Origin of the sequence: Vreelandella sp. F11 (genome assembly GCF_042466685.1) — a bacterium.
Lineage (GTDB): Bacteria > Pseudomonadota > Gammaproteobacteria > Pseudomonadales > Halomonadaceae > Vreelandella.
In genome coordinates this window covers 1,637,829-1,658,236 of record NZ_CP170448.1, presented here as the reverse complement: position 1 = coordinate 1,658,236, position 20,408 = coordinate 1,637,829, and the positions used below count along the sequence as shown (strand labels likewise).

Here is a 20,408-nt window from a genome sequence, read left to right as displayed (position 1 = left end):
TGACTCTATAACAGAACCCGTGACCGCTACTGAGCAAGCGACGACGAAACAGCCGCCTAATAACCGCTGCGTGCTGATCACCGGTGCCACTGGTGCAATTGGGGGCGCTCTGGCCAACGCCTATGCCGCCACCGGCACCCACCTGGTGCTGCACGGTCGGCAGCAGGAGAAGCTAGAGGCAATTGCCAGCACTTGCCGCCTGCAAGGCGCTCAAGTCACCCTATCCACGGTCGATCTAACCGATGATCACGCCCTGCAAGGTTGGCTGTCCGAACTCTGCGCCCAACAAGTACCGGATATCGTGATTGCCAACGCGGGCAAGAATACCCACCCCCAAGGGCCAGCTCTCCTAGAGCCCTGGGAGGACGTACAGGGGCTGCTGGATATTAACCTGAAAACCCCTATCGCCATGGTGCAGCACCTGGTGCCTGTCATGCAGGCCCGCGGCAGCGGTCAGCTCGTGCTGATCAGCTCCCTGGCAGCATGGCACGGCTTACCCACTACACCCAGCTATAGCGCCAGCAAAGCGGGTATCAAGGCCTATGGCGAAGGGCTACGTGGGCTGCTCGCGCCTCACGGTATCGGCGTAACGGTGGTCATGCCCGGCTATGTCACCTCACCGATGTGTGAAGCCATGCCTGGCCCCAAACCCTGGGAGTGGCCCCCCGAGCGTGCTGCCAAGGTCATTAAGCGCGGTATCACTGCAAACCGCGCACGCATCAGCTTCCCCTTCCCGCTTAATTTTGGCACCTGGTGGCTGGCGGTTCTGCCCGCAGGAGTCTCTCAGTGGCTGATCAAACGCCTGGGCTTTAATCACCCGGGAGACACGCCCCATGATTAGCGCGCTGATAGGGCCGCTGCTATTGGGGCTGTTGATAAGCGGCGCGTTTGAAGCCCTGCTCAGCCCGCGGCCGCGCCCTTTTTGGCAGCGCGGAGCAGCCGCCAATAGTGTCCACCTTGGCACATGGCTACTGCTTTTCGGAGTGCTGGTGCTGCTACTCCAGCGCCCGTGGTTTGCGTTGATGGTGTTTCTCTCACTGCAACTGGTCGTCGTGCAGTCGAGCAATGCTAAATCCCATACGCTCAACGAGCCGTTTATCTGCCACGACTTTGAATACTTTTGGGACGCCATTCTCCACCCGCGCCTCTACGTGCCTTTCTTCGGGGTTGGCTTGGCGATTGCCGCCAGCAGCGCCGCTGCGGTAGCGATTGGCGGCTTCTTTTACTGGGAAGGCTCACTGGTAACCAGCGAGGGTGCCAGCCGTTTTTTAACCAATGCGTTGGGGTTAATAGCGGCAGGCGCTTTTCTACTGGTATTGAGCGTGAGCAGGCTCCCCGCCATTACCTTACGCCCCGCAGACGACCTATACCGCTTGGGGCTATTCGCCAGCCTGTGGGCTTACGGTGTCGCGCTGATGCGCTCACCCGTGCCTGCGCCGGAGCAATCCCCCTTTCACGCTTTAACGGCGGTGGCGAGCGCGCATCAAAGCGAGCAGCTACTCCCCAATATAGTGCTGGTGCAGAGCGAATCGTTTTTCGACCCGCGCCCCTGGTGTGCAGAAGTTCACAGCGACCTGCTCCCCCACTTTGATGCCACTCGCGCAAGTGCCAGCCTGCACGGCGCGTTAAGCGTACCCGCCTGGGGCGCCAATACAGTGCGCACCGAGTGTGCCCTGTTAACCGGCACTGCCCCCAGTCAGTGGGGCGCGCGCCAGTTCAACCCTTACCGCACGCTTGCTCGCCACCCAATGCCCAGTTTAGCGAGTGCGTTAAAAGCAGCGGGCTACCGCACGGTGTGCGTGCACCCCTATCTGGCAAGCTTCTATTTTCGCCACAAAGTGATGCCCCAATTAGGCTTCGATCACTTTATAGATATCAATGCCTTCAAGAGCAGCGACAAAAGTGGCCAGTACGTTAGTGACCAGGCGGTTGCACGAAAGATTGGACGGCTGCTTGAAGATGACGATAATAGACCGCTATTTGTGTTTGTTATCACCATGGAGAATCACGGCCCGCTCCATTTAGAAGCCCCCAATCGGGCGACGCTAGCCACTACGCTGCCCAACGCGCCATGGCCGCTGCCCGATCATTTGCGTGATTTGGCGGTCTATTTGCACCATTTAAGTGAATCCGACAAGATGCTAGCCAGCGTTAAAAATTCGCTAAATACTGCAAAGCGACCAGGGCTGCTAGGCTGGTATGGGGATCATGTGCCGATTCTGCCTGAGGCGTATGCGCACTTTACGCCTCCAGATAGCCGCACCCCCTACATGGTATGGTCATCAGCGGATTGGAAAGCAGCAAGCGAGCGGTTGGCAACGGCGCATTGGGAAACGACTAATGAGCCACTCGAATTAGCCGCAAACGAACTTGGTGTCCAGTTATTTAAACAGGTGTTTGGACACGATATAAGTAACGATGTGATCAAGGCAGAACCAGAACCTCAGGAGCAAGAATGACTAAACGCGTTGCCATTATCGGCGCCGCCCATCGTTTCCCCGGCACCACCCCTGAAACGTTCTGGCAGGACCTGCAAGCCGAAAAAGATTTAGTTACCGAAGTGGCCGCCGATCGCTGGAGCCACGACGTCTTTTTACACCCGGATAAGCGCCACCCCGGCACCAGCGTGACCTTTGCCGCTGGCAGCCTGGGCGATATCAGTGGGTTCGACGCTGAGTTTTTTGGTATTTCCCCCCGCGAAGCAGCCAACATGGATCCCCAGCAGCGCATGCTCCTGGAACTCGCCTGGGAAGCCATGGAAAACGCCAGCATTCAGCCAAGCTCCCTGCGCGGCAGCCAGTGTGGGGTATTTTTAGGCGTTGCCAGTCTCGACTACTCGTATCGCATCGCAGACGACATGGCGGCGATTGACGCCTCCACCGCTACCGGCAACACCTCCAGTATTGCCTCTAACCGGTTGTCGTACGTATTTGACCTGCATGGCCCCAGCATGTCGCTGGACACCGCCTGCTCGTCCTCAATGGTAGCCTTTCACCAGGCCTGCCAATCGATTCGCAGTGGCGAAACCACAATGGCGCTGGCGGGCGGTATTAGCCTGCACCTCCACCCCTATGGCTTTATCATCTTCTCCAAAGCCAGCATGCTCTCACCCACTGGCCGCTGTCAGGTATTCGATGAAGCGGGCAACGGCTATGTGCGCTCGGAAGGGGCAGGCCTTTTCCTACTCAAGGAGTATGACCAAGCGGTAGCCGACGGCGACAACATTATTGCCGTAGTGGCAGGCTCTGCGGTCAACACCGATGGCCATAAATCCGGCCTAACGGTGCCTAACCCCAACGCCCAAATTGACTTAATGAAGCGCGCCTACCAGCAGGCAGGCATCTCGCCGGATGAAATCGACTACCTGGAAGCCCACGGCACCGGTACCGCCGTTGGCGACCCGATCGAGACCCGCGCAATTGGTGAAGCACTCGGTCAGCAGCGTAAAACGCCGCTGCTGATTGGCTCGGTAAAGAGCAACCTGGGCCACCTGGAAACCGCCTCCGGCGTGGCGGGTCTGGCCAAGGCGCTCTACAGCATTCAGCATCGCGAAGTCCCCGCCACCATTGGCATACGTAAACTCAATCCGCGCATCAAGTTTGATGAGTGGAATATCTCGGTGGTTACCAAGGCTCAGTCGCTTAAGAAGCAGGGCCGCCTGGTCATTGGCGTGAACTCCTTCGGTTTTGGCGGCGCCAACGCCCACGTTATTTTGGAAAGCCCGCCCGAGCGGACAAACCCCGAACCACAAACGCCGGATACACCGCTACCCCTTCGCCTTAGCGCCCGCAGTGAAGCCGCGCTTAGCCAAAGCGCTGAAGCCCTGGCTAACTTTCTGCGTGAAAACGACTTACGCGAAAACGACAGCGCCAGCTTTTACGATATCGCCTATACGCTGTTCAACCACCGCGACCAGCATAGCCATGGAGCGCTGCTGTACGCCCAAACGGCGGAAGAAGCCGCTGCGCAACTCAGCGAGTTTGCCGCCGGTGAAGCCAATAGCGTTATTACGCTGGAGCGCCTACCCAACGCGGTAGGCCCGGTGTTCGTTTACGACGGCAACGGCTGCCAGTGGGAGACCATGGGGCACGACCTGCTCGCCGAATCGCCGATTTTCGCTGAGGCCATCGACCGCGTTGACGCCCTCTTTCAGCAGTACGGTGATTTCTCACTGCGTGCCGAGCTCGAAGGTCGTAATGGTCAACGTGAGGAGAACCGCTTCGGCTTAACCGAGATTGCCCAGCCGGCGCTGTTTGCCCTGCAAGTAGCCTTAACCGAGTGGCTTTACGAACAAGGCATCACACCCACGGCGGTATTCGGCCACAGCGTCGGTGAAGTAGCCGCCGCCTGGGCCAGCGGCGCATTGAGCCTGGAAGATGCGGTGAAAGTGATTTACTACCGCAGCGACTACCAGGGCCAAACCCGTGGCCAAGGCGAAATGACCGCCGTGGCCATGAGCGCCGACGACATCGCCGCGTGGCTCGATAAGCCCGAGTTCAGTCAGGTTTGTCTGGCCGGCATTAACAGCCCGAAAGGTATTACGCTAGCAGGCGACAGCCAACAGCTCGGCGCCCTGGAAGCCGCTCTAAGCGAGCAGGATATCTTTGCGAAGCGTCTCCCTCTGGACTACGCCTTCCACAGCCCTGCGATGGACAGCATTGAAGCCGGGGTTATTGACGCGCTGGCAGACATTACCCCACGGCCCACGCAGATCCCCTACTACTCCACCGTGACCGGCGCGCTAAGTGACGGTCTTGAGTTGGATGCCACCTACTGGTGGAAAAATATTCGTGAGCCGGTGCTGTTTGAAGCCGCCGCCAGCGCGCTGATGGAGCAAGGCCATAACGTATTTGTAGAGATTGGTGCCCACCCCATACTGCGCCGTTACCTCAATGAGTCACTCCGCCAGTTGGAGCGCCCTGGGCTGGTGTTTGGCACCATCGAGCGCCATAAGCCGGGCCTTGAGGGTTTGCAGCGCTGCTTGAGTCAAGTGCTGTTAAGCGGTCTTGCCATGGGCAGCCGCTACTTCCCTGTGGCAGGCCAGCGCGTACCGTTACCCCGCTATGCCTGGCAGCGTAGCCACCACTGGGTACACAGCACCAGTGACAGCCAAGGCCTGCTTTCTCGCTACTACCAGCATCCGCTGCTGGGTTACCCGTTAGCCCAGCACGAACACACCTGGGAGAGCCAACTCGACACCCAGCGCCAGCTCTGGCTGGCTGACCACGTGGTGGGTGAAGGCGCGGTATTCCCCGGTGCAGGTTTTGTGGAGCTAACGTTAGCGGCGGCACTGCAGCTAAAAGACTCCCCACTACTGGATATCGAAGAGCTGGAAATCCGCGCCCCGCTGCTGCTGGATGGCCCCCATGGTCGCACCATGCGGTTGGCCTACTTGCCGGAAGATGGCCGCCTGGAGATCCACTCCCGCGAGCCAGCCACCGGGGTTGAGTGGCAGTTGAATGCCGTGGCGCGCACCATGCGTGAAAGCCGTGGCTTTTTGCTCAATCGCAAAGCCCCTGCGCTACCCACCCGTGCACCGGACTACACGCTGGCAGACCACCTGGAAATGGCCGAGCGCATTGGCCTGCACTATGGCCCTGCTTTCCAGGCGATTTCCCACGGCTGGATTGAAGGCGATGCGGTAATTGGCGAAATCGCCCTCTCGGATGAAGTCCAGGCGCAGCTCAGCACGCTGCACGTGCACCCCGGCATTCTGGATAGCGCTTTCCAAATGTTTATCCCGCTGCTGGCCCAGCACAGCGAGTTTGCTTCCCAGCTTGCCTTTGTTCCGGTGCGCGTAGGGCGCATTCAAGTCAACACCCAGACGGGCATGCCGGTCATCGCCCGCGCCGTGATGGGCAAGCGTGCGCCGCACTCCTTCACTGCCGATTTCGAGCTGTATGACGCCGCCGGAAATGCGGTCGCCGTCTTGAGCAAAACCCGCTTCAAAGCGATTCGTCTCAACCGCGCCCATCACCAGCACTTCAGCTATTTGGATGTGGAGCTCACTCCAGCGCCACTGCAGGCAGAACCGCTGGCTCTGCCCACCGATGCGCTCGCCCGCCTGGCCGATATCGCCAGCGCTTACGGCGAAAGCACCGGGCAGCGTTATGGCAATGAAGTCGCCCCGCTGCTAGACACTCTCAGCGAAGCCTTCGCCCAGCAAAATAGCGTTTTTGATAGCGTGGTTGATACCGTGGCTGATACCGCTGTTAATAGCAGCGAAGCTGATGAAGCCCAGCACTCGCCAGACGTTATCTGGCAGTTGCTGGTACAGGACTACCCCGACTACTTTGCGCCCATTCACCTGGTGGGCCGTTTAGGCTTTCACCAGCAGGCGCTACGTAGTGGCTCCAGCGATCTTGAAACGCTGGGCATTAGCCACGACCAACTGGCGCGCTTGAACCGTGTGCTGGTGGGTGAGAGCGGCTGGCAGGCATTGGCAGGCGAGTTAGCCGAGTTGATCGATGCCCTGATAGCAGAGCTCCCCGCGGGGCAGCGTTTGCAGCTGCTGGAAGCGGGCCCCAGCGCGCCTGCGTTGGGCGAACGGTTGCTGGAACGCAGCGCCCAAGCGCTTTACCACGACCTTACCCACTACCGTGTTATCACCACCCTCGATAGCACGCGCCATCAGGCGGAGCAGTTGCAAGAGCGCTTCCCGCTGATGGATATCCAGCACCTTGACCAAAACGACGCGGCGGCATTAACCGCCCCCAGCGACGTTGAAAAAGCGCAATTGGCGTTTGTCAGTGTGGATATCACCCAACCTGCCGCCACGCGTCAGTTGATTGAAGCCTTACCTGAGCAGCTAGCCCCCGGCGCCCAAGTGATGCTGATCGGCATCGCCCCCAGTCGCTGGTTAGATGATCTGCTGGCCACACCTGGCATTGATCAAACCGCCCTGGAGCAAGAGGCCCTTGTCGGCTGGCTAAACGACCAAGGCTTTGTGGTTTCCGCGCCGATGGCGCTGGAAGAGAGTGACAGCGGTGCCTACCTGCTCCACGCCCACTACCCGTTTGACACCGCCGCCAGCACACTCGGCACCGCTTCGCGGCGCCATTTGGTGATCGCGGATGACCAGAGTGAAGCGCTCGCCGCCAGCCTGGTCGAAGCGCTGCAATCACTAGGCGCTCCGGCCCTGCTCAGCCTCAGCCACGGTGCACCCGCCGAGCTGCTTGAACACGCTTTAACGCAGCCAGCGCTCGCCCAACCTGAAATGGGTGAGCATGGAGAACTACCGCTCAATGTCATAGACCTGCGTGGCCTCGGCGCCAGCAGCACCGAGTCGCAAACCGCACGCTGTGAGCACGCGCTACAGTGGACGCTAGCCCTGGAGCAGCACTCCCTCGCCGCCTCTCTATGGCTAGTGACCAACGGCCTGAGCGCACTCTGGCAGGCAACGACTGACGCTGGCCTTAGCGATAGAGAAGCCCCTGGCGATGCCGCCCTGTGGGGCTTTGGCCGCTCACTGGCCAACGAGGCCGTCGGTCATAGCGTTTACCTGCTGGATGTACCGGCGACGATGAGCGAATCCGCGCTGCATACCTGGGCGCAGCTGCTGGCCCAACCGGATCGCGAAAACGAAGCGCTGATTGATCATCAGGGCCATCGCTTTGCGACCCGACTGCGCACGCTACCGGCACCCCGCCCGGCAGCAGCGGATCAAAGCAGACCCTCGAACCAAGCGATGACGCTGGGCTTCTCCATGCCTGGGCAGTTGCGCCAATTGACCTGGCGCCCGCGTCCGCTACCGGAAGCCGATGCCGATGAGGTGGCCATTCGTGTTAAAGCCACCGGGCTCAACTTCCGCGATGTGATGTACACCCTCGGCCTGCTCTCCGACGAAGCGATCGAGAACGGCTTTGCCGGGCCGACCCTGGGCCTTGAGTTTTCAGGCGTGGTCGAAAGCGTGGGCAGCAACGTCACCCACGTGACGCCTGGGCAAGCCGTGGTGGGCTTTGGGCCCGCCAGCTTCAGCGACAAGGTAATCGCCAGCCAGCACGCGGTGGCACCGCTGCCTGAGGGCATTAGCTTTGCCGCGGCGGCCACGATTCCGACCACCTTCTTCACGGTCTACTACGCGCTCAAACATCTGGCGCGGGTCGAGCCCGGCGAGAAAATCCTGATTCACGGTGCCGCGGGTGGCGTAGGCATCGCCGCGCTGCAAATTGCCCAGTGGCTGGGCGCGGAAATCTACGCAACGGTAGGCTCCGAAGAGAAGCGCGACTTCCTGCGGCTGATGGGGATAGAGCGGCTTTACGACTCGCGTTCGCTCACCTTCGCCGAAGAGATCCTCGAAGATACCCAGGGCGAAGGCGTCGATGTGGTGCTTAACTCACTCGCCGGGGAAGCGATCAACCAGAACCTGCGCGCCCTGCGTCCGTTCGGCCGCTTCCTGGAGCTGGGTAAACGCGACTTCTACGAAAACACCCATATTGGCCTGCGCCCGTTCCGCAATAACTTAAGCTACTTCGGTATCGACTCCGACCAGCTAATGAAGGTGCAGCCCGCACTTACCCAACGCCTGTTTGGCGAGATGATGGCGCTGTTTAACGACGGCACCCTTAGCCCGCTGCCGTTTACCTCGTTCAGCCACACCCAGGTCATCGATGCCTTCCGCTATATGCAGCAGGCGCGCCAGATCGGCAAAGTGGTGGTGACTTACGAACAGCCTATCGCGCCGCCGAAAAACGACGTGCTAGGTACCGCAACGATGCAGCTCTCCGCGGATGCCAGCTACCTGGTCACCGGCGGCCTGGGTGGTTTTGGGTTAAGAACCGCTCAATGGCTGGTCGATAAAGGCGCACGGCAGTTGATTCTGCTCAGCCGTAGTGGCCCCGCCAGTGAAGAGGCCCAGGCAGCGATGGCGGCGTTTGAGCAGCAAGGGGTGACGGTACTCGCCGCGGCCTGCGATATCACCAACCGCGCTGCGCTGGCCGATGTGCTGGAGCGCGCCAAGGGTGAACTGGCACCGCTACGCGGCATTGTGCACGCCGCCACGGTGATCGACGACGGCTTGATTCGCAACCTGGACGCCGAACGCATTCAGAAAGTGCTAGCGCCCAAAATCGATGGTGCCCGCCACCTCGATGCACTCACCCGTGAGGCCGAGCTGGACTTCTTCGTGCTCTACTCGTCAGCCACTACGCTGTTCGGCAACCCTGGCCAGGCTAACTACGTCGCCGCCAACCACTGGCTGGAAGCATTTGCCGCCAGCCGCCGCGCTGCGGGCTTACCGGCCACCTGCGTGCGCTGGGGTGCCATTGAAGATGTCGGCTTCCTGGCCCGCAATACTCGCACCCGAGATGCGCTACAAGAGCGCCTGGGCGGCTCAGCGCTGCGCTCGGAGGACGCGCTGAAAGTACTCGAACAGATGCTGCTGACCCCAGGGCCAAGCCTGGGCGTGCTGGAACTGGAGTGGGGCGCGCTTGCCCGCTTCTTACCGACGGCTGAAGCACCGCGCTTTAACGAAATTGCCCGCGACAGCGACGACGACGGCAGCCGGGATGCCGACGATGATATCAGCGCCCTACTGGCCGACCTTTCGCCGGAGGAGCTGCACAGCACCGTCACCGACCTGCTGCGCGCCGAGCTGGCCAGCATCCTGCTGATTGATGAAGAGAAGCTCGATATTCACCGTTCGGTCTACGATATGGGCTTTGACTCCCTGATGGGCGTTGAGCTTATGACCGCTATCGAGAACCGCTTGGGCGTTCAAGTGTCAGTAATGGTGCTCAGTGAAGCATCCACCCTCGACAAGCTGGCGGGCGTACTGATTCAGAAAATGCATCAGCACGACGATGTTGAAGACGCTCCGCAAGATGCGATAGCCTCGCTGGCCGCACAACACGGTGCAGAAGGCTTCTCCACTGAGCCTGCGTCTGCCTCTTCATCACCCGCGACTGAGACACCATGACCGCCAAGCGCTCTGAACTGAAACAGCAACTGTTGGAAAAAGCACGCAGGCGCACCGCGCCGCGTGCTGCCAGCGCCGCCGCACCGTCGTTCAACGGGCAAGGAACTGAACAGCGAACAGTGCCCGAGCGCTTCACGCGCTTTGATGCCCAACCCGGCTACCAGCAAATTGCCATGATGCGTCAGGCCGCCGACCAGTTGGGCTTGGTCGACCCCTTTTTCAAGGTGCACGAAGGCACCGCCGGGGCGACCAGCGTGATCAATGGGCAGAGCTGCATTAACTTTGCCAGCTACAACTACCTTGGCTTCTCAGGCGACCCGCGCATTAACCAGGCCGCCTGCGATGCTGTGGCCCGCTACGGCACCTCGGTCTCCGCTAGCCGCGTGGTCTCGGGCGAAAGGCCCATTCATCAGGAGCTGGAACAAGCCCTGGCCAGCGCCTACGACGTTGAAGATGCCGTGGTGTTTGTCAGTGGCCACGCCACCAATGTCTCTACGTTGGGCTACCTGCTCGGGCCCAAGGATTTAGTGCTCCACGACGAGTATATCCACAACAGCTCGCTGGTCGGCGCACAGCTTTCCGGCGCCAAGCGCATGTCGTTTAGCCATAACGACCCTGCCGCGCTGGAAGCCCTGCTGGCCCGTCATCGGCATCAGTTTGAACGCGTACTGGTGGTGATCGAAGGGCTCTACAGCATGGACGGTGACATCCCAGAGCTGCCCCGTTTTATCGAGCTCAAGCAGCGCTACCAGTCCTGGCTGATGGTCGATGAAGCCCACTCCTTTGGCGTCATGGGCGACACCGGACTAGGGCTACGCGAGTATTTCGATATCGACCCGCGTGATGTGGATATCTGGATGGGCACTATGAGTAAAGCCATGGCAGGCTGTGGTGGTTATATCGCGGGCAGCAAGCCACTGGTGGAAACGCTGCGCTACCTGGCTCCCGGCTTTCTCTACAGCGTCGGCATGCCCGCCCAGGTCGCCGCCCCTTCGCTGGCCGCGCTGCAATTGATGCAGCAAGAGCCCGAACGGGTAGAGCGCCTGCACGCCATCTCCCGCTACTTCCTAGAGCAGGCCACTGCCCGTGGGTTAGATACCGGCAAAAGCGTCGGCGCCGCGGTCGTACCAGTGATTATTGGCAGCTCCGCGTCGGCTGCCAGGCTCTCCAACGCCCTGTTGGAACAGCACATCAACGTACAGCCGATTCTGCACCCGGCGGTACCCGAAAAAAGCGCACGGTTACGCTTCTTTCTCTCCTGTGATCACACCCAGGCGCACATTGATCAAACCCTTGATGCGCTCACCGCGCTACTGCCATAATTTTGTAACGCTTTTCCAGACGCAAGGATGATGGCATGGATGTTTGCAATGACCAGGAGGGCGCAGCAGCGCCCGCCTGGTACGTTATTCAGTGTAAAGGGGGCGAATCATTTCGCGCTGCCGAGCACCTCGCCAACCAAGGGTATGAGGTGTTTCATCCTGTTCTGAATAGCCAACGCAAGCGTCAAGGCAAGCTCACTACGGTGACCGAACCGCTCTTCCCCTACTACCTGTTTATCTGCCTGGATCAGTTAGTCAGCAACTGGCGGCCCATTCGCTCCACCCGCGGCGTGCTGCGCCTGCTCACCTTTGGCGACAGACCCGTCTCAGTGCCTTCGCAACTCGTCGAAACCCTGCGCGCCCAGCCGCACAGCAACGAAGGCATTCACACCTACTTCAACGCCGGCGAGAAAGTCATCATCACCGACGGCCCCTTCAAAGACCTGGAAGTCATCTTCACCCGCTGTAAAGGCGAAGAGCGCGCCATCGTGCTGCTCAATGTGCTCAACCGACCCCAGCATCTGGAAATACCGCTCGATACTTTAAGCAAGTAATAGCCCACACAGCCCATAACGATGCGCTACACTAGGCCTTCATAACCCAATCATTCTGCATGGAGGCAAGGGTGGCAACCTATCGACGCGCGCATGTTCCTGGCGGCTGCTACTTTTTTACCGTCGTCACCTACGCACGACAACCACTGCTGGCGGATCGTCTTAATATTGATGCACTAGGACGTGCCTTTCGCAGAGTCCGAGAAGAGCAGCCTTTCGCAATGGATGCATTCGTACTGCTCCCTGACCACCTCCACTGCCTGTGGAGATTGCCTGAAGGCGACGCCGACTACTCCTCACGCTGGCGGGATATCAAAAAATTCGCCTCACAGGAATTCCTCTTTCCACCCGGCACCCATAACGCCTGGCAGCGGGGCTTCTGGGAACACGTCATTCGCGACGAAAACGACTGGCAACGCCATATGGATTACATTCACTACAACCCCGTCAAACACGGCTGGACGAAAGCCCCACGGGACTGGGAGTGGTCAAGCTTTCAACAATGCGTTCAAAAAGGCTGGTACGACCCCGACTGGGGCACCCAACAAGCCCCCGATGTCGCCGATATGGATTGGGAATAAAGCGCGTGACGAAAACAACCACCGAAATCGATGCTTGTCGTAGCGCGTGGTAACGAAGAAGGCGAGTTCAGCGAGCGTTCGTAGGCACCCGCGGGAGGCGTCGGAACGACGCCCAGTGGCACCCAACCCACAATACCCACACAAGCCAACCCCGGCACCGCTGCGCGCTGCTCCCGCGGGTGCGCCTGAGGCTTACCACGCGCTACTCAATCTCGCGTGCACATGAAGATGGGGATTCCAAGGAGTGTGTACGCCATCACACCACTGCAATCGAGCGGGTGCACCCGTAGCGCGTGGTAACGAATCTCGCGAGGCACGAGCGAATGAGGCACCCGCGGGAGGCGTCGGAACGACGCCCAAGGGCAACCAACCAACACTGCCCATACGAGCCTAACCCCGGCACCGCTTCGCGCTGCTCCCGCGGGTGCGCCGTAGGCTTACCACGCGCTACTAAATCACGCATGCACTTGAAGGCGGGGATTCCAAGAGGGTGTGCACGTCATCACGCCACCGAAACCGAGTAATTGCACCCGTAGCGCGTGGTAACGAATCTCGCGAGGCACGAGCGAATGAGGCACCCGCGGGAGGCGTCGGAACGACGCCCAAGGGCAACCAACCAACAATGCCCATACGAGCCTAACCCCGGCACCGCTTCGCGCTGCTCCCGCGGGTGCGCTTCGCTTACCACGCGCTACTCCATCACGCCTGCACTTGAAGACGGGAATTCCAAGGGGGTGTGCACGTCATCACACCGCCGAAACCAAGTAATTGCACCCGTAGCGCGTGGTAACGAAGAACGCGAGTTCAACGAGCGTTCGTAGGCACCCGCGGGAGGCGTCGGAACGACGCCCAGTGGCAACCAACCAACACTGCCCACACAAGCCAAACCCCGGCACCGCTGCGCGCTGCTCCGCGGGTGCGCCGTAGGCTTGCCACGCGCTACTCAATCTCGCGTGCACATAAAGATGGGGATTCCAAGGGGTGTGCACGTCATCACACCACTGCAATCGAGCGTGTGCACCCGTAGCGCGTGGTAACGAAGAACGCGAGTTCAACGAGCGTTCGTAGGCACCCGCGGGAGGCGGCGGAACGACGCCCAAGGGCACCGAACCAACACTGCCCACACAAGCCAACCCCGGCACCGCTGCGCGCTGCTCCGCGGGTGCGCCGTAGGCTTACCACGCGCTACTAAATCACGCCTGCACATGAAGATGGGGATTCCAAGGAGTGTGCACGTCATCACACCACTGCAATCGAGCGTGTGCACCCCGTAGCGCGTGGTAACGAAGAACGCGAGTTCAACGAGCGTTCGTAGGCACCCGCGGGAGGCGGCGGAACGACGCCCAAGGGCACCGAACCAACAATACCCACACGAGCCAAACCCCGGCACCGCTGCGCGCTGCTTTCGCGGGTGCGCCTGAGGCTTACCACGCGCTACTCAATCACGCGTGCACATAAAGATGGGGATTCCAAGGGGTGTGCACGTCATCACACCACTGCAATCGAGCGTGTGCACCCGTAGCGCGTGGTAACGAAGAACGCGAGTTCAGCGAGCGTTCGTAGGCACCCGCGAAAGGCGTCGGAACGACGCCCAGTGGCACCCAACCAACACTGCCCACACAAGCCAACCCCGGCACCGCTGCGCGCTGCTCCCGCGGGTGCGCCGTAGGCTTACCACGCGCTACTAAATCACGCGTGCACATGAAGGTGGGGACTCCCAAGAGCGGTCAACAGCAATCAAAATACCGACAGAAATCCTGATGGAGTTGTTGAAAGCGTGCGGCCGTTAAAGAGCCATATCTCTTTACAACTACCTGTTTTTAAATGACAAATGTTTTTCTTACCATAACTTTAGAACGCTTTGGCAGACTACCTTCTTCTAAATCAGCTTCTTCAAGTAACGATTCATCATTATGCAGTCTATGTAATTGGCTACTGACAGGGATCCCAACAAAATCATCAAAAGGCAGGTTATCTCTAAAAACAATCACGGGCCTGAGCTTCCGCTGTTTAGAGTCAGAAAAGTAGAACTCGCACAATACGAGTTCACCTCGCCTCACTTCCATACTGCGTCCTCATCTGCACTGCTCCATTCGTCTACCAATCCCGCTGAATGTTCAGAAAATGCTCGCAGATCCGAGCTTTCGGGATCATCTTCCAGCAAGATAACAACACGCGCATGCCTATTAGCAAACGCTTTATACTCATCAGGAATATTGACCACACCATCCTGGATATCGGTTTCAAATTCAATCGCGTACATCGTATCCTCCTAACCCTTCACATCTTGGCTAATCATTGGACACCCTTTTTGCAATAAATTCGAGTATTACCACACCCCGTAGCGCGTGGTAACGAATCTCGCGAGGCACGAGCGAATGAGGCACCCGCGGGAGGCGTCGGAACGACGCCCAAGGGCACCGAACCAACACTGCCCACACGAGCCAACCCCGGCACCGCTTCGCGCTGCTCCCGCGGGTGCGCCGTAGGCTTACCACGCGCTACTAAATCACGCCTGCACATGAAGGTGGGGATTCCAAGGGGTGTGTACGTCATCACACCACCGAAATCGAGCGGGTGCACCCGTAGCGCGTGGTAACGAAGAACGCGAGTTCAGCGAGCGTTCGTAGGCACCTGCAGCGGCAGCCCGGCACGAAAGGCGGCGGAACGACGCCCTGTGGCACCCAACCGACACTGCCTGCACAAGCCAACCCCGGCACCGCTTCGCGCTGCTCCCGCGGGTGCGCCGTAGGCTTACCACGCGCTACTAAATCACGCATGCACATGAAGATGGGGATTCCAAGGGGTGTTCACGTCATCACACCACCGAAACCGAGTAATTGCACCCGTAGCGCGTGGTAACGAAGAACGCGAGTTCAACGAGCGTTCGTAGGCACCCGCGGGAGGCGTCGGAACGACGCCCAGTGGCAACCAACCAACATTGCCCACACGAGCCTAAACCCGGCACCACTGCGCTATGTTTCGTCTACCGGGACAATATCAATGATTACCGCCGTGGCATCATCGTGGCGTTTAAATCGAGGAAACCTTACCGTGTCGGCATCCAGTGTTTCGCACGCTCGCAACTGCTGAAGCACAAATGCTAATTGGGCCGCTGGATCTTCCCGCATTAACCAAGACTCCGGGGCATCAAAGCCATACGCCTGCCAAGCCGCTGAAAAGCCATCGCTCGTTAGCAGCACCCGTTTGATACTGCTTCGTTTAAATCGCCGCACCTCCGGTTTGATTCGCTCAAGCCCCACCACACTTAAAGCTGAGTACCCATGAGCAGCATTCATTTGCTCACGATGCTCCATCAACATGGGTTTGATCGCCTGCAGTGCCTTCTCGGGCGGCTCCCCCTGCCGCTGAAGCTGCTTCAACCTATCGAGAGCGCGCTCATCAAGCCTATGCAGCGCGTTGTCGCCAAAAACGCGCCAGGTATCCACCCCGTCGTTCACATACAGCTCACAGTCGCCCAAACGGGCTAACACCAGCTCATCCCCCTCTTGCGCTACAAGCGCCATCCCAGCAGAAGGCAGCTGATAGCCTGGCAGTGACGGCGATACGCTAGCCCGCCACTCCGCACTTACTTTTGCGAGGGCATCGCTTAACGCATCATCCAGGGTTAGCTGGGTAGACCAAGCATTACAAAGTAAATCACTCAAGCGGGAAACGAACCAGCAGGCGTCACTGCCCTCTTCTGCGATAAGCGGTTCGCCCAGCCCTGTGGCGCCGTCCAGTACAAAAGCAAGATCAGGCCCGATATAAAAAGTGTCTTCGTTATAGGCGGCCTGACCAGCATCACTAACACTGGCAATCCCCTGCAAGCCATTCAAATTATTGCCGTTCGCCATGTTCATATCCAAAGAGTACTATCTATATATCAATCAATAGTGGATCTGCCTGCAAGGAGGCACAAGTGAGTGTCACGCATTATTTAAGTATCGTGTTTTCTCGACAGCGGTGGCGCTCAGCCCTTTGGTTCGGCCTCTTGCTGCATGGTTTTCTAGGGGTATTTGCCCTGGGCAAGGAGATAATGGAGGGGTTCAATCTCTCTTTCCTGATCAACTCGGTGCAGTTCGCCCTAGTGCAAGGAGCCTTGATTCTTCTGGTGATCACGACCAGCAAACAGGAGAAGCAGCGCTACTCCCTTGATACCCGCTTCTACCTGACCTGCTACAAGAGCGAACGCCACCGCTTCCTCGCCCTGAAGCGCAATGCACTGGGTAACGTCCAGGCCTTGATCGGCATTTCGCAAGACGAGCTGCCCGAGCACCAACAAGACAGGCTCGCAACCCGAAAAGATCTGATGGTGAGTCAGAGCGTGATCGAGTGGCTACCCACTACCGCCTTGAAAATTACAGATATCCAGTTCGAGTTAATGGATGAGTGGTATGAGCTCCCCTGGGTGATCAATGACCAGGGGCTGGATACGATCCTCAAGCGCTTCAATGCCATTGACCGCTACGACTATAACGGGCTGACACTCGCGGTTCATGATTGGCACGCCCAGCCCGAACAGTTTTCAATACGTTTTAAAAAGTCGTTCTACTACAACTACCTGGCGACCAACATGCTGCCGGAAATGCAGCTACCGGGCGGGCTCACCTACCGCAGCCTGCTAGAACCCGGGCCATCCCTGAGCGCACTGAATACAGCACTGCCAGAAAACCACCTGGGGCTAAGCTGCCTGATCAGGACGAACGATGGCGGCCTGATCATCCCTCGGCGCAGTCAACATACCAATGTCTTCAAAGGCCAGCTCTCGCCGAGCATTTCCGGGGTCGCCAACCTCAGCACATGCCGTAATGCAGAAGGCGCTTACACCGCGCTGGCATGGCTGCTCCAGGAGTTATCAGAAGAGCTGCCTTTCCTGTACAACGCGCCTGATATCTTTGCAGAGCCACTGCACGACATCGCAAGTCAAGCACTCTTTCTTGGCATGACCCGTGAATTGAGACGATGCGGTAAGCCGGAAGTGTTCTTCTTCTTGCCGCTGGAAGTAAGCACCGAACAGGTTCTCTCCCTATGGGACAAGAGTACGAACAGCGAGAGCATCCAGACACTTAACTCTCTACACGGCATAGATCACAACGAAAATAGCGGCCTGCTTGTGGTGGATGAAGAGGAGCTGTTTTCACGCATCAGACCTCACAGCATTGTGCGTAACAAGAAAATGCTGAAGCGCGACAATGCTGAATTGAGCGTTGTATTACCCGCAAAAGAGCAAGCTGACATTCTTTCTGAATCGTTACTGGCTAACCTGATTCTGTACCAGTACCACCTGCAAAACACACCGGTTGCCGAACCAGCGGTTTAGCCAATCCATGGGGCATTGAGCTGCCCCATTTTAACTGCCCCATGTCAGTTGCCCCAGGGCGACTCTATCCCTTCAACACACCGGCCAACAGCTCAGTGGCGTTGTCGATCAGCTCGTCCAGGTGCTGTTCGCCTTTAAAGCTTTCGGCATACACTTTATAAAGCGATTCGGTGCCACTTGGCCGAGCGGCAAACCAACCGTTTTCGGTGGTGACTTTGATACCACCAATAGCGGCACCATTGCCGGGCGCGTTGACCAACACCGCAGTAATCGGGTCACCAGCAAGCTGCTTCTCGGTCACACTTTCGGCGGTCAGTTTCTTGAATGCCGCCTTCTCTTCCGGTGAACAAGCCGTATCCACGCGCTTATAGAAAGGCTCGCCGAAACGCTCAGTCAGCGTGCGGTAGTACTCGCTAGGTGTCTTGCCGGTCACCGACATGATTTCCGCCGCCAGCAAACAGAGCACGATGCCATCTTTATCGGTCGACCACGCCTTACCGTCACGGGTCAGCAAACTAGCGCCAGCGCTCTCCTCCCCGCCAAAGGCCAGCCAACCCTCATGCAGGCCATCCACAAACCACTTGAAGCCTACCGGCACTTCATAAAGCTCGCGCTGGTGAGAGGCAACGACGCGATCAATCATGGAAGACGATACCAGCGTCTTACCAATCTTCAGGCTAGCCGCCCACTCTGGGCGATGAGTAATCAGGTAATCGATGCACACCGCCAAAAAGTGGTTCGGGTTCATCAAGCCGCTGGCATCGACAATACCGTGGCGGTCGGCATCCGGGTCGTTACCAAAAGCGATATCGAAGCGGTCTTTAATGTTGAGCAGATTGGCCATCGCCGCAGGGCTCGAGCAGTCCATGCGGATCTTGCCGTCGTGATCCGGCGGCATAAACGCAAACGCAGCATCGATAGTGGAATTCACCACCTCAAGATTAAGGTTGTAGTGTGCCGCTATCGCTTGCCATACCGGCAGTGCAGTGCCGCCCATAGGGTCAGCGCCTAACGTCAGGTTAGCTTCTTGAATCGCGGCGATATCGACGACGCTGCCCAGTTTGGCAACATAATGTGCGGTGAAATCGTACTCCTGAGCGTGGGCAATCGCCTCATCCACCGGCACAGTTGGCACATCTTCTAACTGGCGCAGCAGGTAAGCGTTGGCGCGCAACTCAATCCAGCCGGTGGCATCGGTATCCGCGGGCCCGCCGTGATGCGGGTTGTACTTAATGCCGCCATCTTCAGGCGGGTTATGCGAAGGGGTGATAATTAAACCATCCGCAAATGCCACATCCGGCGCCGCCTGATCCTCAGGATGATTGTGGTGCAAAATCGCCTGGCTAATCAGCGGCGTCGCGGTGTAACCGTGATCCTTCTCAACGAGTACCGGTACCCGGTTCGCGGCCAGCACTTGCAGTGCGCACTCCCAGGCGGGGCGCGAAAGCGCGTGGGTGTCGAAACCTAAAAAAAGCGGCCCCTGATAGCCCGCCTCAGTGCGATAGTCGACCACTGCCTGGGTAATCGCATAAATATGCCCAGCATTAAAGGTGCGCTCCATGGAGCGGCCCCGGTGGCCAGAGGTGCCAAACGAAACCCGTTCCTTGGGCACGCTGGCACTCGGTTTTTCATCATAAAAAGCCTTTGTGACAACATCCATTTACGTCTCCCTTGCTCGGTTTAGCCACGTCTTAATTGGTGCCGTATTCATACAAGATAGTTTACACGCAGCAACTTATAGTGCGCTACGTAGTTAGCGAAACCAAGATAGTGAAACCAGCGCACGTAAAAATGTCAGCTGACCCTTTTGCAGCTTTGTCCACCCAGTCCTATACTGTAACTAGCAAGACAAACAGGACACACAAGCCATGATTGATGAGACAAATCAGTCCGACAAACAAGCGAAGCAACGTGCTTCTGAATATCAAGAAGACTTAGAGCGTGCTTTGAAGCAGATGAAAGCTGCTTTTCGGCTTTACTATCCCGAAGAGGTAAATTCTCTTGAGAGCGGTGTAGCGCCCACGGCTGATAATAGCGAAGCGCAAAATTACACTACTGGCGGAGTAGTCAGGCACAGGGCCATAGCCAAGAAAGCCAAAGTCAAGAGAACCAAGGCCAAGAGAGCCAAAGCTTCCCGTGCTCGTGCGGAACTTGTTTTAAGGGGGGTTGAGGCCATATCCCGAGAGGTGGGCAATCTTCCGCCTGAATCAGTAGACCAACTGTTGCGTTCATCTGATCCAAGGCTTCTCGCCGGAATTGCCAGGGCCTCACTTGATGACACTCCGATTGACAGAGTGGAGAGATTAAAACTCAAGGGTACTGAGCGTTTTCAGCAATTAATTGAGGATGCGGGGGGCGCGGTTTCTACCAGGTGGGTTTCTGAATTTTTCGATACTACCGAGGAAGCTATCCGAAAACGCGCTCAAAGAGGGAAGCTGATTGCACGGCGCACGGCTTCCGGTGACTTGAGTTTTCCACGTTTCCAGTTCGATGAGAGCAGGAGACGGCTGTTACCCGGCCTCTCAAAGCTACTCACTGAAACGGCAGCATGGGATACGGAAGAGTTAATCCGCTTCCTTTTGGTACGACATGAACCTGCCAGCAGCAACGACACTCCGCTCAAATTGCTTGAGCGTGACCAAATCGACCAGGTGCTGAGCCTTACCAGATTACATATGCAGCAGAGGGCATAGGATGGCTCGTTTTCCGGAG

General features: G+C 58.3%; 14 protein-coding genes. 8 read left to right on the top strand and 6 right to left on the bottom strand.

Features of this window, described 5'->3' with window-relative positions:
- The first annotated feature begins 7 nt into the window (after positions 1–7).
- From ACFIOZ_RS07435 to ACFIOZ_RS07410, 6 genes are all read left to right on the top strand, one after another.
- Positions 8–841 carry an SDR family NAD(P)-dependent oxidoreductase gene (locus ACFIOZ_RS07435; protein WP_386084013.1) on the top strand — a complete coding sequence of 278 codons (834 nt, stop codon included), beginning with the start codon at positions 8–10 and terminating at the stop codon, positions 839–841.
- Entirely contained in the window at positions 834–2,459 is a 1,626-nt protein-coding gene (locus ACFIOZ_RS07430; RefSeq protein WP_386083050.1) for an LTA synthase family protein, read from the top strand. The genes ACFIOZ_RS07435 and ACFIOZ_RS07430 overlap by 8 nt, the downstream gene beginning before the upstream one ends.
- Positions 2,456–9,916 carry an SDR family NAD(P)-dependent oxidoreductase gene (locus ACFIOZ_RS07425; protein ID WP_386083048.1) on the top strand — a complete coding sequence of 2,487 codons (7,461 nt, stop codon included), beginning with the start codon at positions 2,456–2,458 and terminating at the stop codon, positions 9,914–9,916. The genes ACFIOZ_RS07430 and ACFIOZ_RS07425 overlap by 4 nt, the downstream gene beginning before the upstream one ends.
- Positions 9,913–11,238: an aminotransferase class I/II-fold pyridoxal phosphate-dependent enzyme gene (locus ACFIOZ_RS07420; protein ID WP_386083047.1), complete on the top strand. Its 1,326-nt coding sequence runs from the start codon at positions 9,913–9,915 to the stop codon at positions 11,236–11,238. The genes ACFIOZ_RS07425 and ACFIOZ_RS07420 overlap by 4 nt, the downstream gene beginning before the upstream one ends.
- A gap of 35 nt (positions 11,239–11,273) precedes the next feature.
- Positions 11,274–11,792 (top strand): transcription/translation regulatory transformer protein RfaH, encoded by a 519-nt coding sequence (rfaH, locus tag ACFIOZ_RS07415; protein ID WP_386083046.1) that lies wholly within the window; start codon positions 11,274–11,276, stop codon positions 11,790–11,792.
- A 71-nt stretch (positions 11,793–11,863) separates the two neighbouring features.
- Positions 11,864–12,373 carry an REP-associated tyrosine transposase gene (locus ACFIOZ_RS07410; protein WP_386083045.1) on the top strand — a complete coding sequence of 170 codons (510 nt, stop codon included), beginning with the start codon at positions 11,864–11,866 and terminating at the stop codon, positions 12,371–12,373.
- 1,442 nt (positions 12,374–13,815) lie between these two features.
- Here ACFIOZ_RS07410 and ACFIOZ_RS07405 read toward each other — a convergent pair.
- The 5 genes from ACFIOZ_RS07405 to ACFIOZ_RS07385 form a co-directional block, all read right to left on the bottom strand.
- Positions 13,816–14,076, bottom strand: coding sequence for a hypothetical protein (locus tag ACFIOZ_RS07405; protein WP_386083044.1), 261 nt, complete (start codon positions 14,074–14,076; stop codon positions 13,816–13,818).
- Positions 14,077–14,193: 117 nt separating this feature from the next.
- Positions 14,194–14,439 (bottom strand): type II toxin-antitoxin system PemK/MazF family toxin, encoded by a 246-nt coding sequence (locus tag ACFIOZ_RS07400; RefSeq protein WP_386083043.1) that lies wholly within the window; start codon positions 14,437–14,439, stop codon positions 14,194–14,196.
- Positions 14,430–14,636, bottom strand: a complete 207-nt coding sequence (locus ACFIOZ_RS07395; protein ID WP_386083042.1) for a hypothetical protein — start codon at positions 14,634–14,636, stop codon at positions 14,430–14,432. The genes ACFIOZ_RS07400 and ACFIOZ_RS07395 overlap by 10 nt, the downstream gene beginning before the upstream one ends.
- A gap of 292 nt (positions 14,637–14,928) precedes the next feature.
- Entirely contained in the window at positions 14,929–15,159 is a 231-nt protein-coding gene (locus ACFIOZ_RS07390; protein ID WP_386083041.1) for a hypothetical protein, read from the bottom strand.
- Positions 15,160–15,348: 189 nt separating this feature from the next.
- Positions 15,349–16,230 (bottom strand): protein phosphatase 2C domain-containing protein, encoded by an 882-nt coding sequence (locus ACFIOZ_RS07385; protein WP_386083040.1) that lies wholly within the window; start codon positions 16,228–16,230, stop codon positions 15,349–15,351.
- Positions 16,231–16,295: 65 nt separating this feature from the next.
- On the opposite strand from ACFIOZ_RS07385, the gene ACFIOZ_RS07380 reads away from it, so the two are divergent.
- The gene (locus ACFIOZ_RS07380) at positions 16,296–17,696 is read left to right on the top strand and encodes a hypothetical protein (RefSeq protein WP_386083039.1); all 1,401 of its coding nucleotides are present in this window, start codon (positions 16,296–16,298) and stop codon (positions 17,694–17,696) included.
- Between the two features lie 64 nt (positions 17,697–17,760).
- Here ACFIOZ_RS07380 and pgm read toward each other — a convergent pair whose 3' ends face one another.
- Entirely contained in the window at positions 17,761–19,356 is a 1,596-nt protein-coding gene (gene pgm, locus ACFIOZ_RS07375) for a phosphoglucomutase (alpha-D-glucose-1,6-bisphosphate-dependent) (protein WP_386083038.1), read from the bottom strand.
- A gap of 208 nt (positions 19,357–19,564) precedes the next feature.
- Here pgm and ACFIOZ_RS07370 point away from each other — a divergent pair, with 208 nt between their 5' ends.
- The gene (locus ACFIOZ_RS07370; protein ID WP_386083037.1) at positions 19,565–20,389 is read left to right on the top strand and encodes a hypothetical protein; all 825 of its coding nucleotides are present in this window, start codon (positions 19,565–19,567) and stop codon (positions 20,387–20,389) included.
- The last annotated feature ends 19 nt before the right edge of the window (positions 20,390–20,408 follow it).

Bases quoted from the DNA above. Each gene is read 5' to 3' on its own strand.
- ACFIOZ_RS07430 (WP_386083050.1), top strand. From the start codon at position 834: ATGATTAGCGCGCTGATAGGGCCGCTGCTATTGGGGCTGTTGATAAGC.
- ACFIOZ_RS07425 (WP_386083048.1), top strand. From the start codon at position 2,456: ATGACTAAACGCGTTGCCATTATCGGCGCCGCCCATCGTTTCCCCGGC.
- ACFIOZ_RS07420 (WP_386083047.1), top strand. From the start codon at position 9,913: ATGACCGCCAAGCGCTCTGAACTGAAACAGCAACTGTTGGAAAAAGCA.
- rfaH (WP_386083046.1), top strand. From the start codon at position 11,274: ATGGATGTTTGCAATGACCAGGAGGGCGCAGCAGCGCCCGCCTGGTAC.
- ACFIOZ_RS07405 (WP_386083044.1), bottom strand. From the start codon at position 14,076: ATGTGCACGCGTGATTTAGTAGCGCGTGGTAAGCCTACGGCGCACCCG.
- ACFIOZ_RS07400 (WP_386083043.1), bottom strand. From the start codon at position 14,439: ATGGAAGTGAGGCGAGGTGAACTCGTATTGTGCGAGTTCTACTTTTCT.
- ACFIOZ_RS07395 (WP_386083042.1), bottom strand. From the start codon at position 14,636: ATGTACGCGATTGAATTTGAAACCGATATCCAGGATGGTGTGGTCAAT.
- ACFIOZ_RS07390 (WP_386083041.1), bottom strand. From the start codon at position 15,159: ATGTGCATGCGTGATTTAGTAGCGCGTGGTAAGCCTACGGCGCACCCG.
- ACFIOZ_RS07385 (WP_386083040.1), bottom strand. From the start codon at position 16,230: ATGGCGAACGGCAATAATTTGAATGGCTTGCAGGGGATTGCCAGTGTT.
- pgm (WP_386083038.1), bottom strand. From the start codon at position 19,356: ATGGATGTTGTCACAAAGGCTTTTTATGATGAAAAACCGAGTGCCAGC.
- ACFIOZ_RS07370 (WP_386083037.1), top strand. From the start codon at position 19,565: ATGATTGATGAGACAAATCAGTCCGACAAACAAGCGAAGCAACGTGCT.